Here is a 23,512-nt window from a genome sequence, read left to right as displayed (position 1 = left end):
CGGGGCCGCTCCGCACGCGCGGCGCCCGGCGCCCCGGCCCGATACGGTGGGACGATGCACTCCCCTCCCGGTCCCCTCGTGGACTCCCGGCGGCTCGTTGCCGCCTCCGGGCCCGCCGTCTTCCGCCGCGGCCAGGAGTACTTCCGCACCGGACGCGTGCGCGCCGTGCGCTGGTCCCCGGGCGCCGAGGGGTCCGGCAGCCTCTCCGCCGAGGTCGAGGGCTCCGGGTCGGTGTACTCGGTCACCGTGCGGGTCGGGGCCGGCGGCGCACCGGGACCGGCCTGGTGCAGCTGCCCGGCCGGCGGGTTCTGCAAGCACGCGGTGGCCACCGTGCTGCGCCACAACTTCGAGACCGCGGTCCGGGCCCACCAGCAGGGCGGGACCGCGGCGCCGTCGTCCCCGGCCGGCGCCGCGGCCCCCGAGGGTGCCGCCCCCCGGGCGCGCACCGCGCCCGGGCGACGCGGCGGGGCCCCCGACTGGAAGGACGCCCTGACCGAGATCCTGGGCGGGCCGGACCCCGCGGATCCGCCCGCCGAGGAGCCCGAGGGGGTGGCCCTGGAGTTCGACCTGCGCCGGGAGCCGTACCGCTACGTGCACGGCACGGGCCGGGCGGGCTCGCCGTGGCACCTCTACGTCCGCCCGGTGCGCCGGGGCCGGCGGGGCGGGTGGATCAAGGGCGGGCTGGACTGGGAGAGCGTCACCGCCGACGCCGGCCGGTGGTCGCTGAGCCCCGCGCAGGTCGACTGGTTCGACGAGCTCCGGGCGCTGAGCGCCACCCGCTCCCCCTACGCGGTGCACGACCGGCACTGGATCCGGCTCGACTCCTACGCCTCCCCCCTCCTGTGGGGCATCCTCGCCCGGGCGGAGACCGCCGGGATCACCCTGGTCGGCCGGGAGCACGGGCTGCCCGTGACGGTCGAGGAGCCCGGACGCTTCCACGTGGACGTGCTGCGCGGGCCCGGGAAGGACCTCGAGCTGCGGCCCACGGTGGACAGCGGCGGCCGCCGGATCGCCCTGGGCACCGCCCGGATCATCGGGGACCCCGGGCACGGGCTGTTCGCCCCGGACGGGGACCCGCAGGACGTCGCCGACACCGAGGACCTCAACGTCTTCCCGCTGCGCCTCGTGCCCCTGGCCACCCGGCTCACCCGCGAGCAGCGGCGGTTCCTGGACACGGCGGGCGGTCTGCGGATCCCCGAGGACGAGGTCGAGGAGTTCTTCGACCGCTACTTCCCGCGCCTGCACCGCAGCATGGACGTGGACACCGGGGACGGGTCCATCGAGCTGCCGCAGGTCGCGGACCCCGAGCTGGTGCTCACCCTGGAGCACCAGGAGCTCACGATCCGCGCCCGTTGGGAGTGGGAGTACCAGAAGGGCCGCGACCGGATCCTGCTGCCCTTCCGCCCCGAGGACCCGCTCGCCGACGAGCCCGTCCACCGCGAGTCGTCCTGGGAGACGGCGGTCACCGCCGCCGTCCGGCACCGGGCGCCGGGGGTGGACTTCCGCCGCTCGAGCTACGTGGCGCAGGACGCGCTGGTGCTCGTGCGGGAGTGGCTGCCCGCCCTCGAGAAGGTCCCGGACCTGCGGATCGAGCACACCGGCGGGCGCATGGCGTACCAGCAGATCGCCGACCCGCCCACCATCACCGTCAGCACCGCCGCCACCGAGCGCCGCGACTGGTTCGACCTCGGGGTCACGGTCAAGGTGGGCGAGTTCTACATCTCCTTCGCCGACGTCTTCCGCGCCCTCGACCTCGGCCAGGACGTGATGCTGGCCCCGGACGGGTCCTGGTTCTCCCTGGACCGCCCCGAGTTCGACCGGCTGCGCGAGCTGATCGCCGAGGCCCGCTCGTTGCAGGAGACCCCCGAGGGACCGCTGCGCATCCACCGGCACCAGGCCGGGCTGTGGCAGGACTTCGAGGACGTCGCGACGGACACCGACCAGGCCGAGGCCTGGCGGGAGGGGGTGCGCTCCCTGCTCGAGCTCGGGACCCTCGAGGCGCCCCCCGTGCCCGCGACCCTGCACGCCGAGCTGCGGCCGTACCAGCGCGACGGCTACTCGTGGCTGAGCGTGCTGTGGGACCACGGCCTGGGCGGGATCCTCGCCGACGACATGGGTCTGGGCAAGACCGTGCAGGCCATCGCCCTGATCTGCCGCGCCGTCGAGCGCGACCCGGACCTCCCCCCGTTCCTGGTGGTCGCCCCGACCTCCGTGGTGCCCAACTGGACGGCGGAGATCCGCCGCTTCGCCCCGTCTATGCCGGTCGTGGGCGTGACCGACACCCAGGCCAAGGCCGGCACCGATCTCGTGGACGCCGCCGCCGGCGCCCGCGTGGTGGTGACCTCCTACACCCTGCTGCGCCTGGACGAGGCCGCCTACCGGGGGATGCCCTGGGCGGGGGTGCTCCTCGACGAGGCGCAGTTCGTGAAGAACCCGCGGACCAAGGCGCACCGGGCCGCGAAGGACCTGGACGCCCCGTTCAAGCTGGCGATCACGGGCACCCCCCTCGAGAACAGCCTCGTGGAGCTGTGGGCGCTGCTGTCCCTGACGGCGCCCGGCCTGTTCCCGTCCCGGCGGAAGTTCACGGAGACCTACCAGCGCCCCATCGAGCGCGGGGAGGACGCCGCCGCCCTCGCCCGGCTGCGCCGCCGCGTCAAGCCCCTCATGCTCCGCCGCACCAAGGAGTCCGTGGACCTGGAGCTGCCCCCCAAGCTCGAGCAGACCATCGAGGTGGAGCTCTCCCCCGCGCACCGCCGCATCTACGACACGCGCCTGCAGCGCGAGCGGCAGAAGGTCCTGGGCCTGCTGCGCGACCTCGACCGCAACCGGTTCACGATCTTCCAGTCCCTGACGACCCTGCGCCTGCTCAGTCTCGACGCGTCCCTCGTGGACCCCACGGCGGACGTCTCCTCGAGCAAGCTCGACCTGCTCTTCGAGCACCTGCCCGAGATCGTGGCGGAGGGCCACCGGCCCCTGGTGTTCAGCCAGTTCACGAGCTTCCTCAAGAAGGCTGCGGCCCGCCTGGACGAGCTGCGGATCCCCTACGCCTACCTCGACGGCTCCACGACGGACCGGGCCAGGGTGCTCGAGCGCTTCACGTCCGGGCAGGTCCCCGTGTTCCTGGTCAGCCTCAAGGCCGGCGGCTTCGGGCTCAACCTCACCCAGGCGGACTACTGCTTCCTCCTGGACCCGTGGTGGAACCCCGCCACCGAGGAGCAGGCCGTGGACCGGACCCACCGGATCGGTCAGCAGAAGAAGGTCATGGTCTACCGGCTCGTGGCCCGGGACACGATCGAGGAGAAGGTCATGGAGCTCAAGGAGCGCAAGGCCAGGCTGTTCACCGCCGTGCTGGACGACGACAGGATGTTCTCCAGCGCCCTCACCGCCGAGGACATCCGGGGCCTGCTCACGCCGTGACCTGCGGGTTCGTCCACCGGCCGTTGCTGGACGCGTCATCAGGGGGTCACATTCCCCCGCACGCGCGACGACCGGGGAGCAGGCACTAGCATCGGAAGTGCGTGGTGTCGTGCGGCGGCGTGGTGTCGTACGGCGGCGCGGCCCCCTCGGCCCGGGCGCCTTCCCCGAGCCGATCCGACCATCTGACCATCCGACCGGAGGATCCTCCATGCCTCATGCCGTGGCGGGTCTCGCAGCCTTCGTGCAGCGCTATGGCTCCCTGATCCACGCGATGGCCGACCGCGGGATGACCCGCGGCCAGGTGCGGATGCGCTTCCAGCTGCTGTTCCCCGAGGAGTCGACCGCCCTGCTGGACGCGGCGATCGCCCACCTGGGCGAGCGCTTCCCGCAGGACGCCTCGGCCCCGGACCTCAACGACGGTGCGGTCGGCGCCGGCGTGTGGCTGGTCATGGCCCAGCACCTCGGCCTGGTCCCGGCCCCGGACTACGCGGCGCTGAACCTGAGCACTGCCCTGGTCCGCGACGTCACGGGGCTGCTCGCGGCGTCCGACGCCGACGGCTCGCTCACCCGGCGGACCCTGGGGCTGATCGGGGCGGCCCAGCAGCACTGCGCCGAGAAGGCCTCCTGCCGCCCGCTCAGCGCGCACAGCTACGAGATCGCCCGGCTGGGCCTGTGCACGGAGTCCGACTTCCTGTGCGTGCTCGCCCACCACTGGCCCGTTCCCGAGCGCACCGTCTCCCAGCGCCTGGGCGGCGGGCGGTGGGACGTGGCGCTCGAGCGGATCGGGCTGCAGGCCGGCGCGGAGCCCGCCCTCGAGCACGTCTTCACGGAGGAGGAGTACGCGACCGCCGTGACGGCGTTCCTCTCCCACTGCCGCAGCACCGGCCACCACCCGACCACCGCCCGCTACGGCCGGTGGGTCGTCGAGCAGGAGGCGGGCAGCACCCGCCGCCCCTACTTCGACGGCGTCCGCCGCTTCTTCGGCTCCTGGGAGGAGGCCATGCGCTTCGCCTCCGCCCGCCAGCCGGCCGGGGAGCCCGTCGGGGACGGCTTCGCCGACACGAGGACCTGGTCCGACCTGGCCACCCCGGAGGCCCAGGAGATGCTGGGCCGCGCCGGCATCGGCGTGGTCCTGCCGGACGCGGCGGCCCCGGTGGCCGGCGAGGACGTGTGGGAGGACCTGCGCCGGCTCATCGCCACGGTGCTCGCCCGGCTGCCCTGGAACGACTTCCTCGTCGTGGAGTACGAGCGCGACGACGACCGGTCGGAGGCGCCCGTCGCGTGGGCCGGGGTCGGCCCGCACGGCGTGGAGTGCGCCGTGCTCTCGGGCGGCCAGCTCGCGCACGCGGCCTGGCCCGTGGACGCCACCTTCTTCCACGAGGACGAGTGGAACGAGCCCACGGGCTGGGACCAGCCGTGGACCACGGCCCCGCTGGGCTTCCCGGAGGCGGCGCAGAAGCTCATCGAGGGCCTGCGCTTCGGCTGGGGCTGCGCCGACCCGTACCGCTTCCACTGGGGCGTGGGCTCCTTCCCCGCGGAGACCCGCGACGAGGCCTCGGTCATCGCCCCCGAGCGCCGGCAGTGGCGCACCCCGGCGGCCCCGGACACCGTCGACTCCTGAGCCCCGCCCGCCCACTCATATGCCGGGGGCGGAGAATCATGCAGGATCGATATTTATCCCCGGGGGAGCGGCGTCCTAGGCTGGCACGGTCCGCTGTTCCGCCACCGGGTGGCGCCGTCCGGTCCTGACGCCGCCGTCCGGTCCTGCGGTCGGACGCCGTCACCCGACCCCGCCCCCAGGAGCACCCCATGAGCCGCCACGTGCCGAGCACCACCCGGCAGGACGGGCAGCCTGCCCGCGGCCTCCGGCGGGACTGGTCGGCGTCGGCGGCCCTGGCGGGCTTCGTGGCCGTCGTCGTCTCCTACTCGGGCCCCGTGCTCGTGGTCCTCGAGGCGGCGCGGGCGGGCGGGCTCAGCCCGGAGCTCACCTCCTCCTGGCTGTGGGCCGTCTCGGTCGGCTCCGGCGTCACGTGCGCCCTCATGAGCCTGTGGACGCGCCAGCCCGTCATGGTGGCGTGGTCCATCCCGGGGGCTGCGCTGCTCATCACCTCGCTCGGCAGCTACTCCTTCTCCGACGCCGTGGGCGCCTACGTGGTCACGGGCGTCCTGGGCCTGGTCCTGGGCGTGACGGGGCTGATCGGCCGGATCCTGGCCGCCGTGCCGAAGCCCATCACCGCCGCCGTCCTGGCCGGCGTGCTCTTCCCCTTCGCCATCAAGGTGGCGGCGGCCGTCGTCGAGAACCCGTGGGTGGCCGGCGCCCTCGTCCTCGGCTACCTCCTGGGCCGGCGGTTCTTCCCCCGCTACGCCGTCTTCGCCGCGCTGGGCCTGGGCGTGCTGGCGGCTCTCGTCCGCGGCCGGATCGAGCCCGTGGCCCTGGACCTGTCCCTCACCCAGCCGGTGCTGACCGTGCCCACGTTCTCGTGGGAGGCGATCGCCGGGATCAGCATCCCGCTGCTGATCGTGACCGCGGCCGGGCAGAACGCCCCGGGCCTGGCCATGATGCACACGGCGGGCTACGCCGCCCGCGACCGCCTGCTGCTCGGCGCCTCGGGCGTCGCGTCGGTCGCCTTCGCGCCCTTCGGGAGCCACGCCCTGAACCTCGCGGCCGTCACCGCGGGCATCGCGACCAGCCCCGAGTCCCACCCGGACCTCGGCCGCCGCTACGTGGCCGGCATCTCGTGCGGGGTCTTCTACGTCCTCTTCGGCCTGTTCGCGGACACCCTCGTCGCCGCGTTCGCGGCGATCCCCCCGGGGATGATCACGGCCCTCGCGGGGGTGGCCCTGCTGGGCGCCCTGCAGGGGTCCTTCTTCGACAGCATGCACCCCGGCCGGCACCAGCCGGCCGTCATCGAGGCGGCGCTCATCACCCTGGTGGTCACGGTCTCCGGCATCGCCCCCTACGGCATCGTCTCCCCGTTCTGGGGCATGCTCGCGGGCATCGGGTCGTACGCGATCCTGCGCCGCCCCGCGGCGGCCGCCACCCGCTGAGCACTCCCGCGCGGCTTCGGCGCACCGAATCCCGGGGCCGGCGCCCCGGGTCTACACTCGTCGGGAAGCGAAGGGGAGTAGTTCCCGGGTGCCGTGCACCCGTCGGTCTGTCGCCATCCCGGTCTCGACGAGGAGTCCCGGCAGCCCACCCGTGCCCGCGGGCGAACGAGACCTTCCGGACGACACCGCACCCCGGTCGGACCCCGCGCGCCCCGTGCCGCCCCGGGCCGCGCCGGGCCCGAGGAAGGCCGCATGACACCCGCACCCGACGCCCACGCCCCCACGCCCCGGGGAGACCCCGCCCGCCCGGCCCGGCCCGAGCGCGGACAGATCCGCCGCTGGCGCAAGTACCTCGCGGAGGAGCGCGCCGAGGCGCGGATCTACAGCCTCCTCGCCGCCCGCAGCACCGGCCGGGAGCAGGAGATCCTGCACCAGGTCGCCGAGGCCGAGCAGCGCCACGCCGAGCACTGGGTCCGGCTGCTCGGCCCCCACGCGGAGGCCGAGGCCCGGCCGTCCCTGTACTCCCGGCTGCTGATCTTCCTCGCCACGCACTTCGGCTCCGTCTTCGTCCTGGCCCTGATCCAGCGCGCCGAGAGCCGCTCCCCCTACGACCGGGAGGAGGACGCGTCCGACGCCATGGCGGCCGACGAGGCGGTGCACGAGGAGATCATCCGCGCCCTCGCCACCGAGGGCCGGCACAAGCTCTCCGGCAACTTCCGGGCAGCGGTCTTCGGCGCCAACGACGGCCTCGTGTCCAACCTCGCGCTGGTCATGGGCGTGGGCGCCACCGGCACCTCCCCCGGGATGGTGCTCTTCGCGGGCATCGCCGGCCTGCTCGCGGGAGCGCTGTCCATGGGGGCCGGGGAGTTCGTGTCCGTGCGCTCGCAGCGCGAGCTGCTCGACGCCTCCCAGCCGACCCAGGTGACGCTGCACGTGGCGCCGAACCTGGACCTGGACGCCAACGAGCTCGTGCTGATCTACCGGGCGAGGGGCATGAGCGAGGAGGCCGCCGAGCACCGTGCGGCGGAGCGGCTGGGCTTCTTCGAGTGCGACTGCGATCCCTCCCGGTCGTTCCGCGACACCGTCGAGGACGAGCCGGCGCCGCACTCCACCGTGGCCCTCGGCACCGACCTGGGGGCCGCGGCGTCGAGCTTCTGCTTCTTCGCCTCCGGCGCGATCATCCCGATCCTGCCGTACCTGGCGGGCCTCACCGGGGTCCCCGCGATGCTCGTGGCCCTCGTCCTCGTGGGGCTCGCCCTGCTGGTGACGGGCGGCCTGGTCGGGCTGCTCTCCGGGGCCTCACCCTGGAAGCGCGGGCTGCGCCAGCTGGCCATCGGCTACGGCGCCGCCCTGGCCACGTATCTCCTCGGCCTGCTCTTCAACACGAGCGTCGCCTGACCGGTCGTCACGAAGGCAAACCGAGGCTGTCCTCACTTGAGGGGACATCCCGGGCGGCCGGCGGAGCCCCCGGCTCCGCAGCCGTCCGCGAAACCCCTGGTCGGAGCGGATTCCCTGCCGATTCCGCCGCCCCCGCGCCCCGCCGACGGGCCCACGTTCCGGGGGCGGCCGGCGGCTCAGGGCCCGCCCCGCGAATTCCCCGCGGAAACCGGGTGCGGACGCGGCACCGCGTCGGATAAGGTTGCGATCGTGGTGAGAACCACAGCAATGGGGGAAATTGCACGGATCGGACCGATTCGGACGCACTGGGGGGTGCACCGTCTGCGGCATCCGTGTTCTGAAAGCCGCTCAGCCCACGGCTCTCCTCTGTTGAGGCGTTCAACGCCTGCCGATGGCCGCGGGTCCTCCATGGGAGGCGCATCTCTCCCCGCGCCGGGCGGACTCCTACCGCCCGTTCCCGCGGCCATCGGTCTACACCGCACCACCTCCGCCCCGGTCGTCCCGCTCCGCACGCCGTCCCGGCGCCCTGCCCGCTGGGGCTAGGATCGTAGGGCCGCGCCCGCCGTCGTCGAGACCGGACCGCGCGGCGCACCCGTCATCAGCGCCGAGGAGCCCGCCCATGCCCGCCCAGGGGACCGTCGAACACGTCCTGACCGTCCACTGCCCCGAGGCCCACGGGCTCGTGAGCGCCATCACGTCCAACCTGACGCAGCAGGGCTGCGACATCTTCGACGTGAAGCACTTCTCGGACCGTTTCACCGACGAGTTCTTCATCCGCTGCCACACCGTCAGCGAGGCCGGCACCGCCACCGTGGAGTCCCTGACCGAGGGCTTCGCCCCGGTCGCGGAGCAGCACGACATGCGGTTCCGGCTGGTCCCCGTGCAGCGCCGGACCCGGGTGCTCGTCATGGTGTCCCGCTTCTCCCACTGCCTCACGGACCTGCTGCACCGCACCAGGATCGGCGAGCTGCCCATCGAGATCGTGGCCGTGGTCTCCAACCACCTCGACCACAAGAGCCTCGTGGAGTGGCACGAGGTTCCCTTCCACCACATCCCCGTCACGGCAGCGACCAAGCCGCAGGCCGAGGGCCGGCTGCTCGAGCTCGTGGACCGCTACGACGTCGAGCTGGTCGTGCTGGCCCGCTACATGCAGGTGCTCTCCGACGAGCTGACGCGGGAGCTGTCGGGGAAGTGCATCAACATCCACCACTCCTTCCTGCCCTCGTTCAAGGGCGCCAAGCCCTACCACCAGGCCTACGCCCGGGGCGTGAAGATGGTGGGGGCCACCGCCCACTACGTGACGGCGGACCTCGACGAGGGCCCGATCATCGCCCAGCGCGTCATGCCCGTGGACCACGCCCACACCCCGGCGGACCTCGTGGCGGTGGGCCGCGACGCCGAGATGCAGGCGCTGTCCCGCGCCGTGAAGTGGCACGCCGAGGGCCGCGTGGTGCTCTCCGGCAACCGCACCATCGTCCTGGTCTGACCCGGCCCCCGCGCCCCGGGGCGGCCGGGCGCGCTCACGCGCGGGCGGGCCGGCGGACCGGCGGCGCCGAGCCGTCGGACGTCCCGAGAGGCTCCACCCGGACCGGGGCGCCAGTCTCGAGCGAGCGCTGCGCGGCGTCGGCCACCCGGGAGGCGGCCACGGCGTCGCGGGCCGTGCAGGGGCTGGGGATCTCCCCGCGCACCACGCGCACGAAGGCCGCCATCTCGCGGCGGTAGGCCTCGGCGAAGCGCTCGTGGAACGTGGTGTGCGGGGGCCCGGCCGGGAACCCGACCCCGGGCTCGGCCGAGCGCATCGCCATGTGCTCGTCCATCCCCACGGCCACCGAGCCCTTCGAGCCCTGCAGCTCGAGCCGCACGTCGTGGCCCGCGCCGTTGTAGCGGGTCGCGGCCACGGTGGCCACCGTGCCGTCGTCGAGGGTGAGCACGGCCAGCGCGGTGTCGACGTCGCCCACCTCGCCGATCCGGGGGTCCCCGCGGTTGGACCCGCGGGCGTACACCTCGACGACCTCGCGGCCGGTGATCCAGCGGAGGACGTCGACGTCGTGCACGGAGCAGTCCCGGAACAGCCCGCCCGAGGTCGCGAGGAACTCGACCGGCGGCGGGGTCATGTCACCGGTCATCGCGCGCACGGTGTGCAGCCAGCCCAGCTCGCCCGCGGCGTACAGCTCCCGGGCCCGGACGTAGCCGGGGTCGAAGCGGCGCTGGTGACCGACCTGGACCACGCCCTGCACTCGCTCGATCTCGTCGAGCAGGGGCAGCGCCTCCGCCACGGACAGCGCCACCGGCTTCTCGCAGAAGACCGGCAGCCCCGCGGCAAGGCCCGTCCGGATCAGCCCCGGGTGCGTGGCCGTGCCGGTCGCCACGACGAGGCCGTCCACCCCGTCCTCGAGCAGCGACTCGACCGTGGGCAGCGGCACCGCCCCCGTCCGGCCGGCCACGGCGGCCGCCTGCCCGGGCACGGCGTCCACGATGCTCAGCCGCACCGCGGGCTCGCCCTCAGGGGTGCGCAGGGCGGTCAGGTGTGCGGCGTGCATGGCGCCGATGCGGCCGGCGCCGATCAGTCCGATCCGGACGGTCATGTCAAGGGGTCCTTCCGCAGGGGTGATGGTGTGGGACCGGCCCCGCGCCCCCGGGTCGTCCGGGGGCGCGGGGCCGGGGTCCGGTCAGGCGCGGGGGCGGGCCTGGGACTCGGCCATGTCGGCCTGGACCTGCTGCATCTGCTGGGTGTGCCCGCCGAGCTGCTCGAGCTCGTGGGTGAGCTCCTCCAGCTCGGCGCCGCCGGCCATCTGGGCGGTGAGGTCCCCGAGCAGGATGTCCTTCTTCTCGTAGTAGCCGATGGACTTGCCGCGCTTGAGCAGCAGGAACCGGTCCCCCACCGGGTAGGCGTGGTGCGGGTTGTGGGTGATGAACACCACGCCCAGGCCGCGTTCCTTGGCCTGGAGGATGTAGCGCAGCACCACCCCGGACTGCTTCACGCCCAGGGCCGCGGTGGGCTCGTCCAGGATGAGGACCTTCGCCCCGAAGTGCACGGCCCGGGCGATGGCCACGCACTGGCGCTCACCACCGGAGAGGGTGCCGATGGGCTGGTCCACGTCTCGCAGGTCGATGCCCATGTCGGCGAGCTCCTGCTTGGTGATCTCCTTCATCCTCGCCACGTCCAGGTGCTTGAACGGGCCGAAGCCCTTCGTGAGCTCGGAGCCGAGGAAGAAGTTGCGCCACACCGGCATCAGCGGGACCACGGCGAGGTCCTGGTAGACGGTGGCGATCCCGGCGTCGAGGGCCTGCCGGGGGGAGCCGAAGGTGGTCTCCTCCCCGTTGACGCGCAGGGTCCCGTCGGTGTGCTGGTGCAGTCCGGCGATGATCTTGATCAGGGTGGACTTGCCGGCCCCGTTGTCGCCGAGCACGCAGGTGACCTTCCCGGCCTCCACGGTCATGGTGACCTCGCGCAGGGCGATGATGTTGCCGTAGCGCTTGCCGACGTCCTCCAGCTCGACCAGGGCCGCGGCGGTGGTGGTGCCCGTGGGCGTGTTCTGCGTCGACACGGTGGTCACCTACTTCCTCTCGACGCGCTTGCGCACGTACATGTTCACGATGGTGGCCAGCAGCAGCATCAGGCCCAGGAAGAACTTGAACCAGTCGGGGTTCCACTCCGCGTAGACGATGCCCCGGGAGGCCATGCCGAAGATCAGGGCGCCCAGGGCCCCGCCGATCGCGGACCCGAAGCCTCCGGTGAGCAGGCAGCCGCCGATCACCGCGCCGATGATGTAGAGGAACTCGTTGCCCACGCCCTCCCCGGACTGGACGGAGTCGAAGGCGAAGAGGTTGTGCATGCCCAGCAGCCAGCCGCACAGGCCCACGCCCATGAACAGACCGATCTTGGTCCTCGCCACCGGCACGCCCACGGCGCGGGCGGCGTTCTCGTCCCCCCCCACGGCGAAGATCCAGTTGCCGATCCTCGTCTTGAGCAGGATGAAGGAGGCGACGACCACCAGGGCGATCCAGTAGAACACCGTGATCCGCACGTCGACACCGAAGATGCTCACCGAGGAGGCGAAGACCGCCTTCGCCGCGTCGAACCCGTCCATGGTGCTGATCGAGGGCGAGGAGACCGAGCCGCCGATCAGCCGGGTCAGCGCCAGGTTGAGGCCGGTGAGCATGAGGAACGTCGACAGGGTCACGATGAAGGACGGCAGCTTGGTGCGCATCAGCAGCCAGCCGTTGACGAAGCCGATGGACAGGGACACCACGAGTGCCACCAGGACACCGACCCAGACGTTGACGGCGAAGAACCAGCTGAACATCGAGGCGGCCAGCGCGGAGGTGATCACGGCCACACCGGTGGAGAGGTCGAACTCCCCGCCGATCATCAGCAGCGACACCCCGACCACCATGATTCCGATGGTCGACGCCCCGTAGAGGACGGTGGAGATCGACTGGGGCTGGGTGAACGACGGAGCTGCGACGGCGAAGAACACGAAGACCACGATCGCACCGACCAGGGCGCCGACCTCTGGTCGGGCCAGGAAGGTGCCCAGCAGGCCCTTGGTCTGGATGCGCTCGTCGGCCGGGGCGCCGGCGGTGGGCGTGGGCGGGGCTCCGGAGGAGCCGCGGTCCGGCGCCGGTGCGGCGGCGGGTGTGCGGGTGGAGGACATGGTCTTCTGCTCCTGGTTCCAGGGCCCGCTCAGCGGATGCCCTCGTTGGCGAATTCGAGGACCTCTTCTGCGTTGGACGAGTCCACGACGGCGGGGCCGGTCAGCGTCGGCTGGCCGCCACCGATCCTGAAGGCGCCCCGGTGGTTCTGCCACAGCGAGTCCACGGACATGTAGCCCTGCAGCCACGGCTGCTGGTCGATGGTGAACAGCACGTCCCCGTCGACGACGGCCTGGGCGAGGTCGCCGTTCATGTCGAAGGACGCGACGGTGACGTCGCTGCCGGCCGACTCCTTCGCCTCGAGCAGGGTCATGGTGATCGGCGCGCCGAGCCCGATGATGGCGTCCGCCTCCTGGGAGGTCTGCAGCTTGGCCGTGGCGGTGGAGGACACCTGGGTCATGTCCGTGCCCTGCACGTAGAGGATCTCGGTCTCGGGGAGCTGCTCCTTGACGCCGGCGCACCGGGCCTCGAGCCCCACGTGCCCCTGGTCCTGGATGACACAGATCGGGCGCTGGATGCCCTCCTCCTTGAGCCGTTCCCCGGCCGTCTGCCCGGCGAGCTGTTCGTCGGACCCGAAGTGCGCGAACGCCCCCATCTCGGCGTACTCGTTCTCACCCGCGTTGAAGGAGACGACGGGGATGCCGGCGTCCTCCGCCTGCTGCAGCACGTCCCGCAGGGCGTCGGGCTTGGCCAAGGTCACGGCGATCCCGTCGACGTCCTGGTCGATGTACTGCTGGATCAGCTGGGCCTGCCGGCCGCCCTCGACGTCCCCCGCGTAGAGGAACTCGACGTTGTCCTTCGCCGCGGCCTCCTCCGCGCCCGCCCGGATGGTGTCCCAGAAGGTGTCGCCCGGAGGGGCATGGGTCACCATGGCGATCTTGATGGGGTCGGTCTGGGCCACCTGGCCACCGCCGCCCTCGCCCGCGGCCGTGGTCTCCCGGCCGCCCTCGGACGAGCAGCCGGCGAGCGCCATGGCCGGGACCAGCAGAGCGGCGGCCGTCAGGAGACGCCGGGGCGCCCTCGGCCGCAGGCTCTCGTGGGAAGGACGTCGTGCAGTCATGGGGAGTTCTCCTCGTGTCGTTGCGGGGCCTCGCGCCTCCGGGCGCCGCCTCGGCCGTCCGCTTGGGGATCATCCTGGGTGACCCGGATCACAGATGTCAATAGAATGTATGGACATATTCACATCTTGCCGTTCACAATGGAGGGAGTCGGCGGTCCCGCCCGCTCGGTCCCACCCCCTTGGAGGTCCACCATGTCCGGCCCACTCCGTCTCACGGTCGACAAGACCTCCCCCGTGCCCCTCTACCACCAGGTGGCGCAGGGGCTCGAGGACGCGATCCGCAGCGGCGAGCTGCCCCCGGGGACCAAGCTGGACAACGAGATCGACCTCGCCAACCGGCTCAACCTGTCCCGGCCCACCATGCGCAAGGCCATGGACCAGCTCGTGCGCGCCGGGCTGCTGGTGCGCAAGCGCGGTGTGGGCACCCAGGTGGTGGGCAGCCAGGTGCGCCGCTCGCTCGAGCTGACCAGCCTGCACGAGGACCTCCAGCGCAGCGGGGGCAGTCCCAGCACGGACGTGCTGGACTTCGCGCGGATCCCTGCCGACGACGAGGTGGCGCTGCTGCTGGGCATCGCGCCGGGCGACGAGGTCTACCACCTCGTGCGCCTGCGCAGCACGGACGGCGAACCGCTGGCCCTCATGGAGAACTGGATCCCCTGCGCGCTGTGCGAGCTCACGCGCGAGCAGCTCGAGCAGGAGGGCCTGTACTCCCTCATGCGCGGCCAGGGCGTCAACTTCCAGCTGGCCCACCAGCGGGTGGGCGCCGTCTCGGCCGACGCGTTCCAGGCGGAGCAGCTGGGCGTCGAGCCCGGCGCCGCGCTGGTCAGCATGCACCGCACCGCCATGGACGACCTCGGCCGGCAGGTGGAGACCGGCCGGCACGTGTACCGGGCCGACAAGTACACCTTCGAGCTGACCCTCGTCCAGCGCTGAGCGCAGGACCACCGTCCCGGCCCGGGACCACGCACGACGACGACACCGGAAGGCACACCGACCCATGCACACCGACAGCTCCCGCCCCGAATGGGTCCACCCCAAGGACTCCGCCGCCCAGGACGGCTGGTTCGTCTCCCTGGGCGGCCACGACTCCGCCGCCGAGGTCCCCGGCTGGGCCCACACGGGCCTGCGCGTGGCCGACCTTGGCCCGGGCGAGCGGATCGCCCTGGACGCCGCCGAGGAGGAGCGCATCGTGGTGCCCCTCGCGGGCAGCTTCACGGCCGAGACGGGCGGTGAGAGCTACGACCTCGCCGGCCGCCCCTCGGTCTTCGCCGGCCCCACCGACGTCCTCTACACCGGGATCCGCCGGGACCTGACCGTGTCCACCGCCACCGGCGGTCGGGTGGCCGTGGCCTCGGCGCCGGCCCGCGCGGAGCACCCGACGCGGCTCGTGACCCGCGAGGAGATCCCGGTGGAGCTGCGCGGGGCGGGGAACTGCTCGCGCCAGGTGCACAACTTCGGCACGCCCGCCGCGCTGGAGGCCGACCGGTTCATCGTGTGCGAGGTGCTCACCCCCGCCGGCAACTGGTCCTCCTACCCGCCGCACAAGCACGACGAGGAGAAGGACGGGGAGACCGCCCTGGAGGAGATCTACTACTTCGAGACGCAGCTCGCCGCGGGCATGCCCGTGCCGGCGGGCGGCGGCGCCGACCCCATGGGCTACCAGCGGGTCTACGCCTCGGACGACCGCCCCATCGACGTCAGCGCCGAGGTGCGCTCGGGCGACGTCGTCCTGGTGCCCTACGGCTGGCACGGGCCCGCCATGGCGACCCCCGGCTACGACCTGTACTACCTCAACGTCATGGCCGGGCCGGGCCGGGTGCGGGAGTGGCTGATCAGCGACGACCCCCACCACGGCTGGATCCGCCGGACCTGGGACGAGTCGGCGGTCGACCCCCGGCTGCCCTTCGGTCGCTGACCGGTTCCGTGCCGATCCGTCCGGGCGACCGCACCCGGAGTCGTCCCCCGGACGACGGGACCGCCCGCCCGTGGAGCCGCCGGCTCGCGCTGCTCGTGTCCACCGTGCTGTTCATGGAGCACCTCGACGGCACGATCCTCGTCACCGCGGCGCCGAGCATCGCGGCCGATCTCGGCGTCGGCAGCGCCGAGATCGGCCTCGCGATGACCGTCTACCTCGTCACAGTGGCCACGTTCATCCCCGTGGGCGGCTGGCTCGCCGGCCGGTTCGGGCCCCGGAGGGTGTTCTGCGCGTCCATCGTCGTCTTCACGCTCGCCTCCCTCCTGTGCGCCGCCGGCGGCAGCCTCCCGGCACTGGTGGCCGCGCGGGTCCTTCAGGGCCTCGGCGGGGCCATGATGGTCCCGGTCGGGCAGCTCATCGTCCTGCGCGCCACGGACCGGCGCGATCTGCTGCGGGCCATCGCCTGGATCACGTGGCCGGCGCTGCTCGCGCCCGTGCTGGCCCCGCTCGTGGGCGGGCTGCTGACCTCCTGGGCGAGCTGGCACTGGATCTTCCTGATCAACGTCCCCGTGGGCGCGGCGGCCCTCGTCGCGGCGTTGCTGCTCGTCCGCGACACGGAGACCGAACGCCGGTCCCTCGACGTGCCGGGACTGCTGTGGTGCACGGTCGCCGTGTTCGGCCTGGTCGCCGGTCTGCAGCTCGTCCCGCTCGCCGGGTGGGCCGGCGCCGCGGTCGGGCTGCTGTGCGCCGCGGCCCTCAGCGGGGCCGTCGCCGTTCGCTGGCTGCTGCGCGCCGCGAACCCCCTGCTGGACCTGCGGGTCTACCGGATCGCCGGCTACCGGGCGGCGAACTCGGGAGGCTTCGTCTACCGGGCGGTCGTCAGCTCGGTCCCGTTCCTGCTGCCGCTGCTGCTCCAGGACGGCTTCGGCCGGTCGCCCGTGGAGTCCGGTCTGCTCGTCACCGCGGTGTTCCTCGGCAACGTGGGCGTCAAGCCGGCCACCACCCCGCTGCTGCGCCGGTTCGGGTTCCGCACCGTCCTCATCGCCTCCGTGTCCGGCGGCGCGGTCTGCATCGCGGCGTTCCTGCTCCTGGCCCCTGGCACGCCCCTGTGGCTCGTCGCCCTGCTGCTGCTGACCAGCGGGGCGCTGCGCTCGATCGGGTTCACCGCCTACAACTCCCTGCAGTTCGCCGACGTGGAACCGGCGCAGATCTCCTCGGCGAACACCCTGTCCGCCACCAGCGCTCAGCTGGCCACCGGGCTGGGGATCGCCGTGGGGGCCCTCGTCCTGCAGCTGGCCTCGGCCGCTGCCGGCATTCTCCCCGAGGCCGGGGACCTGCTCCCGTACCGGGCGGCCTTCGCCGTCATGGCGGCCCTGCTCCTGCTGCCCCTGGTCAGTGCGCTGCGGCTCCCGCCCTCGGTGGCCGAGCACGTCAGCGGGCACGCCACCACCGTCGCGGCGCCACCCCGCACCCCTTCAGGAAAGGGGACACCATGACCGCCCAGCCCGAACACCCGCTCCACGACGGCACGACCCTGCCGGCCGAACCGGCACCGGAGGAGATCGCCCGCGCCCACGGCGTCGGGACCGGGCAGGTCGTGCTGCGCCGGCACTCCAGCCGAGGGTCGTCCCGATCCCCACCTGCGCGAACCCGGAGCGACGCCGCGTCGACCGGAAGCTGGACCTCGAACCCCCTCCCGAGCAGACGGCCGCCGTCGACGGGTCGGAGCAGGGTCGGATCCGGGGCAGGGACCCCGAGGAGGATGAGGAGTTCGGAGCCCCCGCTCCACCGGCCCAGGGGCGCGACACAGGGCCCCCTCCGTGTGGAGGAGGCCCTGTCGTCGTCCGTGGACGGTGTCAGCGCAGGGCGCCGACGGACGCGGCGGCGTCCTTCAGGACGCCGGCGGCGATCTCGAGGCCCTCGATGCGGCCCAGGGAGACGTCCTCGTGCTCGATGTTGACGGCCATGTCCGGGTCGACCTCGTGCAGGGCGGTGAGGAACTCGGCCCAGTAGGCGGTGTCGTGGCCGCGGCCCAGCGCCACGAAGTCCCAGGCGGAGTCCTTCGGCCACTCGTTGGCCCACTCGTCGCCGCCGAGGTTGGTGCGGTCCTCCTCGGGCGAGAGCCGGCGGAAGCTGTTGTCCAGCACACCGTAGAGCGCGGCGTTCTCCTGGTTGATCCGCACGTCCTTCGCGGCCGCGTGGAAGATCAGCGGGCCGAGTTCGCGGATCACGGCGACCGGGTCCATCTGCTGCCAGAACAGGTGCGAGGCGTCGAGCTCGACGCCCACGTGCGTGGCGCCGGTCAGGTCGATGAGCTTGCGGACGTCAGCGGTGTTGAAGACCACGTTCTGCGGGTGCAGCTCGAGGGCCACCTTCACGCCGTGATCGGCGGCCATCCGGTCGGTCTCCTTCCAGAAGTCGGCGACGATGCCCCACTGATAGTCCAGGATGTCCAGGGCCCCGGAGTTCCAGGCGTTGACGATCCAGTTGGGCACCGTGGCCCCGGGCTCCCCGCCCGGCAGCCCGGACATCGTCACCACGCGGTCCTGGCCCAGGCGATGTGCGAGCCGGATGGAGCGGCGGATGTCCTCGGCGTGCTTCTCGCCGATCGCCCGCTTGGGGTGCAGCGGATTGCCGTTGCAGTTGAGGCCGGCGATCGAGACGCCGGTGCCCTCGAAGAGCCCCAGGTAGTCGTCGCGGGCCGCGTCGCTCTCCAGGATCTGGTCCATGTCCGGGACGTGGACGGCCGGGAGGAACCCGCCCGTGTTGATCTCGATGCCGGTCAGGCCGAGGTCCGCGATGACCTTCAGCGCCTCCGGGAGCGGGCGGTCGTGCAGGATCGCGTTGTAGACGCCGAGCTTCACAGGACGACCTTCTTTCCGTGGTGGGTGGCGGACTCCACGGCCGCCTCCAGGATCTCCATGTTGTGCACGCCGTCCGCGAAGGAGGCGTTGCGGGGCAGGGACGCCGACTCCTCGAGACCGGCGACCTCCTCGAGGAAGGCGCGGGCCTGGTAGCCGAAGGCGTCGTTCTGGCCGAACCCGACGCCGGGGGCGTCCATGGCCAGTCCCTGCGACAGGTAGGCGTGGCCGGGGCCGAGGTTGACGGTGCGGTAGCCGTTGGTGGCCTCGGGTCCGTCGGTGAGGAACAGCTCGATCTCGGCCGGGCGCAGCTGGTTGAACCGCGCGGCACCCTTCTCGCAGAACACCTCGAAGGTCAGGGTGTTGGGGTGCCCGGCCGCCACCCGGGAGACCTCCAGGCTGCCGGCGCCGGTGGCGAACTCCGCCGAGAACGCGGCGTAGTCGTCGTTCTCGACCGGCTCGTAGTCGTCGCTGACCTCCACCAGGTGGTGGCCGGTCACCGCACCCAGGGGCAGCGGCCGCTCGGAGATGGCCGTGGCCAGCCGGCCACCGCTGACGGAGCGGACGTCCCCGCAGAGGAACTCCGCCACATAGGCCAGGTGACTGCCGACGTCGGCCAGCGCCCCGGAGCCCGGGCCGCCCTTGTAGCGCCAGCTCATGGGCGCCTTCGGGTTCACTCCGTAGTCGGTCCAGTACCGGCCGCTGAAGTGCAGGACCTTCCCCAGCGTCCCGCCCTGGATCAGGTCGCGGATCGCGGCGATGCCGGGGGTGCGCCGGAAGGTGAAGCCGATGCGGGCGATGGATTCGGCCTGCTCGGCGGCCCGGGCCATGGCGCGGGCGTCCTCGAGGGTGTCGCTGAGCGGCTTCTCGCACAGCACGTGCTTGCCGGCCGCCAGCAGGCCCTCGACGGCCCGGCGGTGGAAGCGGTTCGCGATGACGACGCTGACCACGTCGATCTCCGGGTCCTCCGCGACCGCCTCCCAGGACCCCAGGGCCTTCTCGTAGCCGTAGCGGCGGGCCACGTGCGCCCCCAGCGTCTCGTTGACGTCGCCGATGGCGACGTAGCGCAGCGGAGGCAGGACGGGGTCGTAGAGCGTGGGGGCCACGCGGTAGGCGGCCGCGTGGGCCTGGCCGGCCATGCCGGCGCCGATGACGGCGATGCCGATGCTGTCGGTCATGTTTCTCTCCTGGTCTGGGGACGGGTCTTGGGGGCGGGATGAGGACGGTTCGGGAACAGGACGAACACGCAGGAAGAGCGACCGTCGCGCCGGGCACTGTGGCACCGGTCACGATTGGAGCGCTCCAATGAGCGTAGGGTCTTCCCCCGAACCGGGTCAAGAGGTTTGTCAGGACACATTTCGGGAGACAATGCTCTGGTGAACACGCGTCCGCCCACCATCTACGACGTCGCCCGGAGCGCGGGCGTCTCGAAGTCCCTGGTGTCCCTCGTCCTGCGCGGCTCCCCCAGCGTCTCGGAGGCCCGGCGGGCCGCCGTCCTGGAGGCGGTGGAGCGGCTGGGCTACCGCCCCAGCCAGGCCGCCGCGGCGCTGGCCGGGGCGACGACGCGCACCATCGGGGTGGTCATCGACGACTGGCGGAACCTGTGGTTCGTGGAGCTGCTGCGCGGTCTGCAGGAGGGCCTGGCGCCGCACGGGCTGCGCATCGCGGTCGCCGACCACACGCTCAACGCGCACGTGGAGGCGCACCCGCTGGACGGCTTCCTGTCGATGCGCGTCGACGGGCTGGTGATCGCCACCGAGCCGACCGGGGCCATGCGTGTGCCCGAGGGGCTGCCCGTCGTGGTGGCCGGCCACCGGGAGGGCGTGATACCGGGTGCGGAGGTCGTCGCCAACGACGACCGGCTCGGCGCGCGCCTGGCGACGGAGCACCTGATCGGCCTCGGCCACCGCGGCATCGGCCACCTCACGGGCGGCGGCGGAGCGGCCCGGCTGCGGGCGGAGGGCTTCGCGGCGGCGATGGCCGCGGCCGGCCTCGAGCCCCGCGCCGTCGCCGGGCACGGTGCCACCACGGAGGAGGACGGCTACGCCGCCGCGGTGCGCCTGCTCGACGCCGCTCCGGAGACCACGGCGGTCTTCGCCGCCAACGACACCATGGCCATGGGGGCCCTCGCGGCGGCCGGTGAGCGCGGGTTGCGCGTGCCGCAGGAGCTCTCGGTGGTCGGCTACGACGACTCCCCCATCGCCTCCACCCACCTCCTGCGGCTGACCACCGTCGACAGCCGCAACGCGGAGATCGGCGCGGTGGCCGCCGAGCGGCTGGTGGCCCGGATCGGCGGGGGCCCGGACACGGGGGCGGCGGTCCTGCTCGAGCCGGAGCTGGTCGTCCGCGGCTCCACGGCGGCACCCCGCGCGACCGGGTGACGGCGGGGCCCCGCGAGCGCCCCGCCGCCGCGCCGGGGAGACGCGTCAGGGCGCGGTGGGGCCGTCGCCCCGCCGCGCCCTGACGCCGGCCCCCGCTGCCGCTCAGGCGCGGGCGGCCACCGGTGCCGTGCTGTAGAGCTCGGGCCTGGGCTGCATCCGCACGGGCACGATCTCCCCGCTGGCCTGCGCCCGGACGCCGGCCTCGCAGCACGCGGCCGTGGCGTAGCCGTCCCACGCCGAGGGACCGCCGATCTGCCCGCGCGCCGCGGCGTCGACCCACGCCTGGATCTCGCGGTCGTAGGCCTCGACGAAGCGCTCCTCGAAGCCCGGGGTGACGCTGCCGCCCCAGGTGCCGGCCGTGCGGACGTAGGGCTCGCTGTCGCCGCCGATGCCCACCACGCCGGTCTCGAAGGACGCCTGCGTGGCGACCTGGTAGCCGAACTGCGCGTTGACGTAGGCCTCGACCTGGGCGAGGATCCCGGACTCGGTCTCCATGAGCACCAGCTGCGGGTCCTTCTGGCCCTCCGGGGCGTTGCGGGTGGAGCGCCCGATCCGGACCTGGACCGAGGTGATCTCCTCCCCGGTGAAGAAGCGCACGGCGTCGAACTCGTGCACCACGGAGTCGTTGATGATCATCTCGTTGGTGAACCCGGGCGGGGTGGTCGGGTTGCGGTGCTGGTGGTGCAGGGTCAGCAGCTCCCCGTAGGGCTGCTCCTCGATCATCCGGCGCAGGGCGAGATAGCCCGCGTCGAAGCGGCGCATGAAGCCGACCTGGATCAGCTGCCGGCCGGCGGCCACCTCGGCCTCGACCACGCGCCAGGAGGACTCCGCGTCCGGGGTCAGCGGCTTCTCGCACAGCGTGGGCAGCCCGTGCTCGATCGCGGACAGCAGCACCTGCTCGTGCAGGAACCCGGGGGTGGCGATGAGGGCGGCGTCGATGTCGTCCCGGTCGAGCACCTCCTGGAAGTCGGTGTGGGCGACCGCGCCGGGGATGTGGGCGATGGCGGCCTCGGCCCGGGCCCGGTCGATGTCGACGACGGCGGCGATCTCGGCGCCGTTGATCCGGCGGTGGATGCGCTCGATGTGGTCGGCGCCCATGCGGCCGGCTCCGACGACGGCTACGCGCAGCGGGGTGTTCATGGTGTTCTCCTTCCGCCGCCCCTGCGGGGCGGGATGTGCGGGGCGCTCCCGCCGGTGCGGGGACCGGCGGGAGCGGGGTGGCGTGCGGGTCAGTGGTCGGACGAGGACGGGAAGGCGAAGGACGCCCCCGAGGCGTGGTGCGGCTCGGGCCACCGCTCGGTGACGGCCTTGCCGCGGGTGTAGAAGCGCACGCCGTCGGGCCCGTAGATGTGGTGGTCGCCGAACAGCGAGGCCTTCCAGCCGCCGAAGGAGTGCCAGGCGACGGGCACGGGGATCGGGACGTTGACGCCGATCATGCCCACGGTCACCTGCCGCTTGAACTGGCGGGCGTAGGCGCCGGAGGAGGTGAAGATCGCGGTGCCGTTGCCGTACGGGTTGGCGTTGATGACCTCGATGCCCTCGTCCAGGGTGTCCACGCGCAGCACCACGAGGACGGGCCCGAAGATCTCCTCCTCGTAGGCCTGCATGTCCTTCCGGACCCTGTCCAGGACGGTGGGGCCCACGAAGAAGCCGTCCTCGTGGTCCTTCACGATCAGGTCGCGGCCGTCCACGACGACGGCGGCGCCGTCCTGCTCGGCGGCGGTGACGATCCGGCGCACGCGGTCCCGGGACGCGGGGGTGATGACGGGGCCCATGTCGGAGGAGGCGTCCATGCCGTTGCCCACGGTGATGTCCTTGGCCCGCTCGGCCAGCTTGTCCACGAGCAGGTCGGCGGCCTCGCCGACGGCCACGGCCACGGACACGGCCATGCAGCGCTCCCCGGCGGAGCCGAAGGCGGCCGCCGTGAGGTTGTCGGCAGCGGAGTCCATGTCCGCGTCCGGCAGCACGATCGCGTGGTTCTTCGCCCCGCCGAGTGCCTGGACGCGCTTGCCGTGCTTGGTCGCGGTCTCGTGCACGTACTGGGCGATCGGGGTGGAGCCCACGAAGGAGATGCCGTCCACGTCCGGGTGGGTCAGCAGCCCGTCGACGGCCTCCTTGCCGCCGTGCAGCACCTGGAACACCCCGTCCGGCAGGCCGGCCCGCTGCCACAGCTCGGCGATCAGCAGGGCCGGGGAGGGGTCGCGCTCGGAGGGCTTGAGGATGAAGGCGTTGCCGGTGGCGATCGCCACGGGGGCCATCCACAGCGGCACCATCACGGGGAAGTTGAACGGGGTGATGCCCGCGACCACGCCGAGGGGCTGGCGGAAGGAGTAGACGTCGATGCCGGTGGAGAACTGGTCGGAGTACTCCCCCTTGAGCTGCTCGGCGATCCCGCAGGCGAACTCGACGACCTCGAGGCCGCGGCCCACCTCGCCCTTGGCGTCGGAGAGCACCTTGCCGTGCTCGGCGGTGATCAGGGCGGCGAGGTCGTCGGTGTGGGCGGCCACGAGCTCGCGGAACTTGAACAGCACGGCGGTGCGCTTGGCCAGGGACACGTCGCCCCACGAGTCGGCGGCCTTCCGCGCCGCGGCCACCGTGGTCTGCAGGTCCTCGTCGGTGGCCAGGTGCAGGATGCCGGACACCTGCCCGGTGGCGGGGTTGTAGATCTCCTGCGTGCGGTCACCGGTGCCGGGCGTGCGGGCCCCGGCGATGAAGTGCTCGACGTGCTGGATCTGCTGGTCGGTCCTGTCGATCTGCTGGGTCATGGGACTCCTCC

Annotated in this window: 17 protein-coding genes; 9 read left to right on the top strand and 8 right to left on the bottom strand. The window is 72.9% G+C overall.

The window, feature by feature from the left end; all coding sequences use genetic code 11:
- Positions 1-54: 54 nt before the first annotated feature.
- The 5 genes from ACZ2G1_RS17100 to purU all read left to right on the top strand — a co-directional run bounded on the left by ACZ2G1_RS17100 (position 55) and on the right by purU (position 9,349).
- Positions 55-3,417, top strand: coding sequence for a DEAD/DEAH box helicase (locus ACZ2G1_RS17100; RefSeq protein ID WP_470377190.1), 3,363 nt, complete (start codon positions 55-57; stop codon positions 3,415-3,417).
- A gap of 208 nt (positions 3,418-3,625) precedes the next feature.
- Positions 3,626-5,038, top strand: a complete 1,413-nt coding sequence (locus ACZ2G1_RS17095) for a TY-Chap domain-containing protein (protein ID WP_470377189.1) — start codon at positions 3,626-3,628, stop codon at positions 5,036-5,038.
- A 188-nt stretch (positions 5,039-5,226) separates the two neighbouring features.
- Positions 5,227-6,465 carry a benzoate/H(+) symporter BenE family transporter gene (locus tag ACZ2G1_RS17090; protein WP_095650855.1) on the top strand — a complete coding sequence of 413 codons (1,239 nt, stop codon included), beginning with the start codon at positions 5,227-5,229 and terminating at the stop codon, positions 6,463-6,465.
- A 252-nt stretch (positions 6,466-6,717) separates the two neighbouring features.
- Positions 6,718-7,863: a VIT1/CCC1 transporter family protein gene (locus ACZ2G1_RS17085; RefSeq protein WP_035926957.1), complete on the top strand. Its 1,146-nt coding sequence runs from the start codon at positions 6,718-6,720 to the stop codon at positions 7,861-7,863.
- A gap of 619 nt (positions 7,864-8,482) precedes the next feature.
- Positions 8,483-9,349, top strand: a complete 867-nt coding sequence (purU, locus tag ACZ2G1_RS17080) for a formyltetrahydrofolate deformylase (RefSeq protein WP_368796546.1) — start codon at positions 8,483-8,485, stop codon at positions 9,347-9,349.
- Between the two features lie 34 nt (positions 9,350-9,383).
- On the opposite strand, the gene ACZ2G1_RS17075 is transcribed toward purU, so the two are convergent.
- The 4 genes from ACZ2G1_RS17075 to ACZ2G1_RS17060 all read right to left on the bottom strand — a co-directional run bounded on the left by ACZ2G1_RS17075 (position 9,384) and on the right by ACZ2G1_RS17060 (position 13,579).
- Entirely contained in the window at positions 9,384-10,448 is a 1,065-nt protein-coding gene (locus tag ACZ2G1_RS17075) for a Gfo/Idh/MocA family oxidoreductase (RefSeq protein ID WP_284562632.1), read from the bottom strand.
- An 84-nt stretch (positions 10,449-10,532) separates the two neighbouring features.
- Complete coding sequence (locus tag ACZ2G1_RS17070) at positions 10,533-11,411, bottom strand: ATP-binding cassette domain-containing protein (RefSeq protein ID WP_470377739.1); 879 nt, start codon at positions 11,409-11,411, stop codon at positions 10,533-10,535.
- 9 nt (positions 11,412-11,420) lie between these two features.
- Entirely contained in the window at positions 11,421-12,521 is a 1,101-nt protein-coding gene (locus tag ACZ2G1_RS17065; RefSeq protein ID WP_426120346.1) for an ABC transporter permease, read from the bottom strand.
- A 29-nt stretch (positions 12,522-12,550) separates the two neighbouring features.
- A complete protein-coding gene (locus ACZ2G1_RS17060) occupies positions 12,551-13,579 on the bottom strand; it encodes a substrate-binding domain-containing protein (RefSeq protein ID WP_426120345.1) in 1,029 nt (342 codons plus the stop codon).
- 192 nt (positions 13,580-13,771) lie between these two features.
- Between ACZ2G1_RS17060 and ACZ2G1_RS17055 the strand changes: the two genes are divergently transcribed.
- The 3 genes from ACZ2G1_RS17055 (at position 13,772) to ACZ2G1_RS17045 (ending at position 16,990) form a co-directional block, all read left to right on the top strand.
- Entirely contained in the window at positions 13,772-14,512 is a 741-nt protein-coding gene (locus ACZ2G1_RS17055; RefSeq protein ID WP_470377188.1) for a GntR family transcriptional regulator, read from the top strand.
- 64 nt (positions 14,513-14,576) lie between these two features.
- Positions 14,577-15,494: a 5-deoxy-glucuronate isomerase gene (iolB, locus tag ACZ2G1_RS17050; protein ID WP_426120343.1), complete on the top strand. Its 918-nt coding sequence runs from the start codon at positions 14,577-14,579 to the stop codon at positions 15,492-15,494.
- An 8-nt stretch (positions 15,495-15,502) separates the two neighbouring features.
- Positions 15,503-16,990 (top strand): MFS transporter, encoded by a 1,488-nt coding sequence (locus ACZ2G1_RS17045; protein ID WP_426120342.1) that lies wholly within the window; start codon positions 15,503-15,505, stop codon positions 16,988-16,990.
- Between the two features lie 360 nt (positions 16,991-17,350).
- On the opposite strand, the gene ACZ2G1_RS17040 is transcribed toward ACZ2G1_RS17045, so the two are convergent.
- Entirely contained in the window at positions 17,351-18,358 is a 1,008-nt protein-coding gene (locus tag ACZ2G1_RS17040) for a sugar phosphate isomerase/epimerase family protein (protein ID WP_426120341.1), read from the bottom strand.
- Positions 18,355-19,533 (bottom strand): Gfo/Idh/MocA family protein, encoded by a 1,179-nt coding sequence (locus ACZ2G1_RS17035; protein ID WP_336650252.1) that lies wholly within the window; start codon positions 19,531-19,533, stop codon positions 18,355-18,357. Before ACZ2G1_RS17035 ends, ACZ2G1_RS17040 begins: the two co-directional genes overlap by 4 nt.
- Before the next feature lie 195 nt (positions 19,534-19,728).
- Here ACZ2G1_RS17035 and ACZ2G1_RS17030 point away from each other — a divergent pair, with 195 nt between their 5' ends.
- Positions 19,729-20,736: a LacI family DNA-binding transcriptional regulator gene (locus tag ACZ2G1_RS17030; protein WP_470377738.1), complete on the top strand. Its 1,008-nt coding sequence runs from the start codon at positions 19,729-19,731 to the stop codon at positions 20,734-20,736.
- 102 nt (positions 20,737-20,838) lie between these two features.
- Here the strand turns inward: ACZ2G1_RS17030 and ACZ2G1_RS17025 are convergent, their stop codons facing one another.
- Both ACZ2G1_RS17025 and ACZ2G1_RS17020 read right to left on the bottom strand, forming a co-directional pair.
- Positions 20,839-21,876, bottom strand: coding sequence for a Gfo/Idh/MocA family protein (locus tag ACZ2G1_RS17025; RefSeq protein ID WP_430888238.1), 1,038 nt, complete (start codon positions 21,874-21,876; stop codon positions 20,839-20,841).
- A gap of 89 nt (positions 21,877-21,965) precedes the next feature.
- Positions 21,966-23,501 carry a CoA-acylating methylmalonate-semialdehyde dehydrogenase gene (locus ACZ2G1_RS17020; protein WP_136340941.1) on the bottom strand — a complete coding sequence of 512 codons (1,536 nt, stop codon included), beginning with the start codon at positions 23,499-23,501 and terminating at the stop codon, positions 21,966-21,968.
- Between the last annotated feature and the right edge of the window lie 11 nt (positions 23,502-23,512).

This window comes from Kocuria sp. KKT182 (assembly GCF_055635395.1).
The sequence above is the reverse complement of the archived record's forward strand: the minus strand, read 5'-3'. Positions and strand labels throughout refer to the sequence as shown.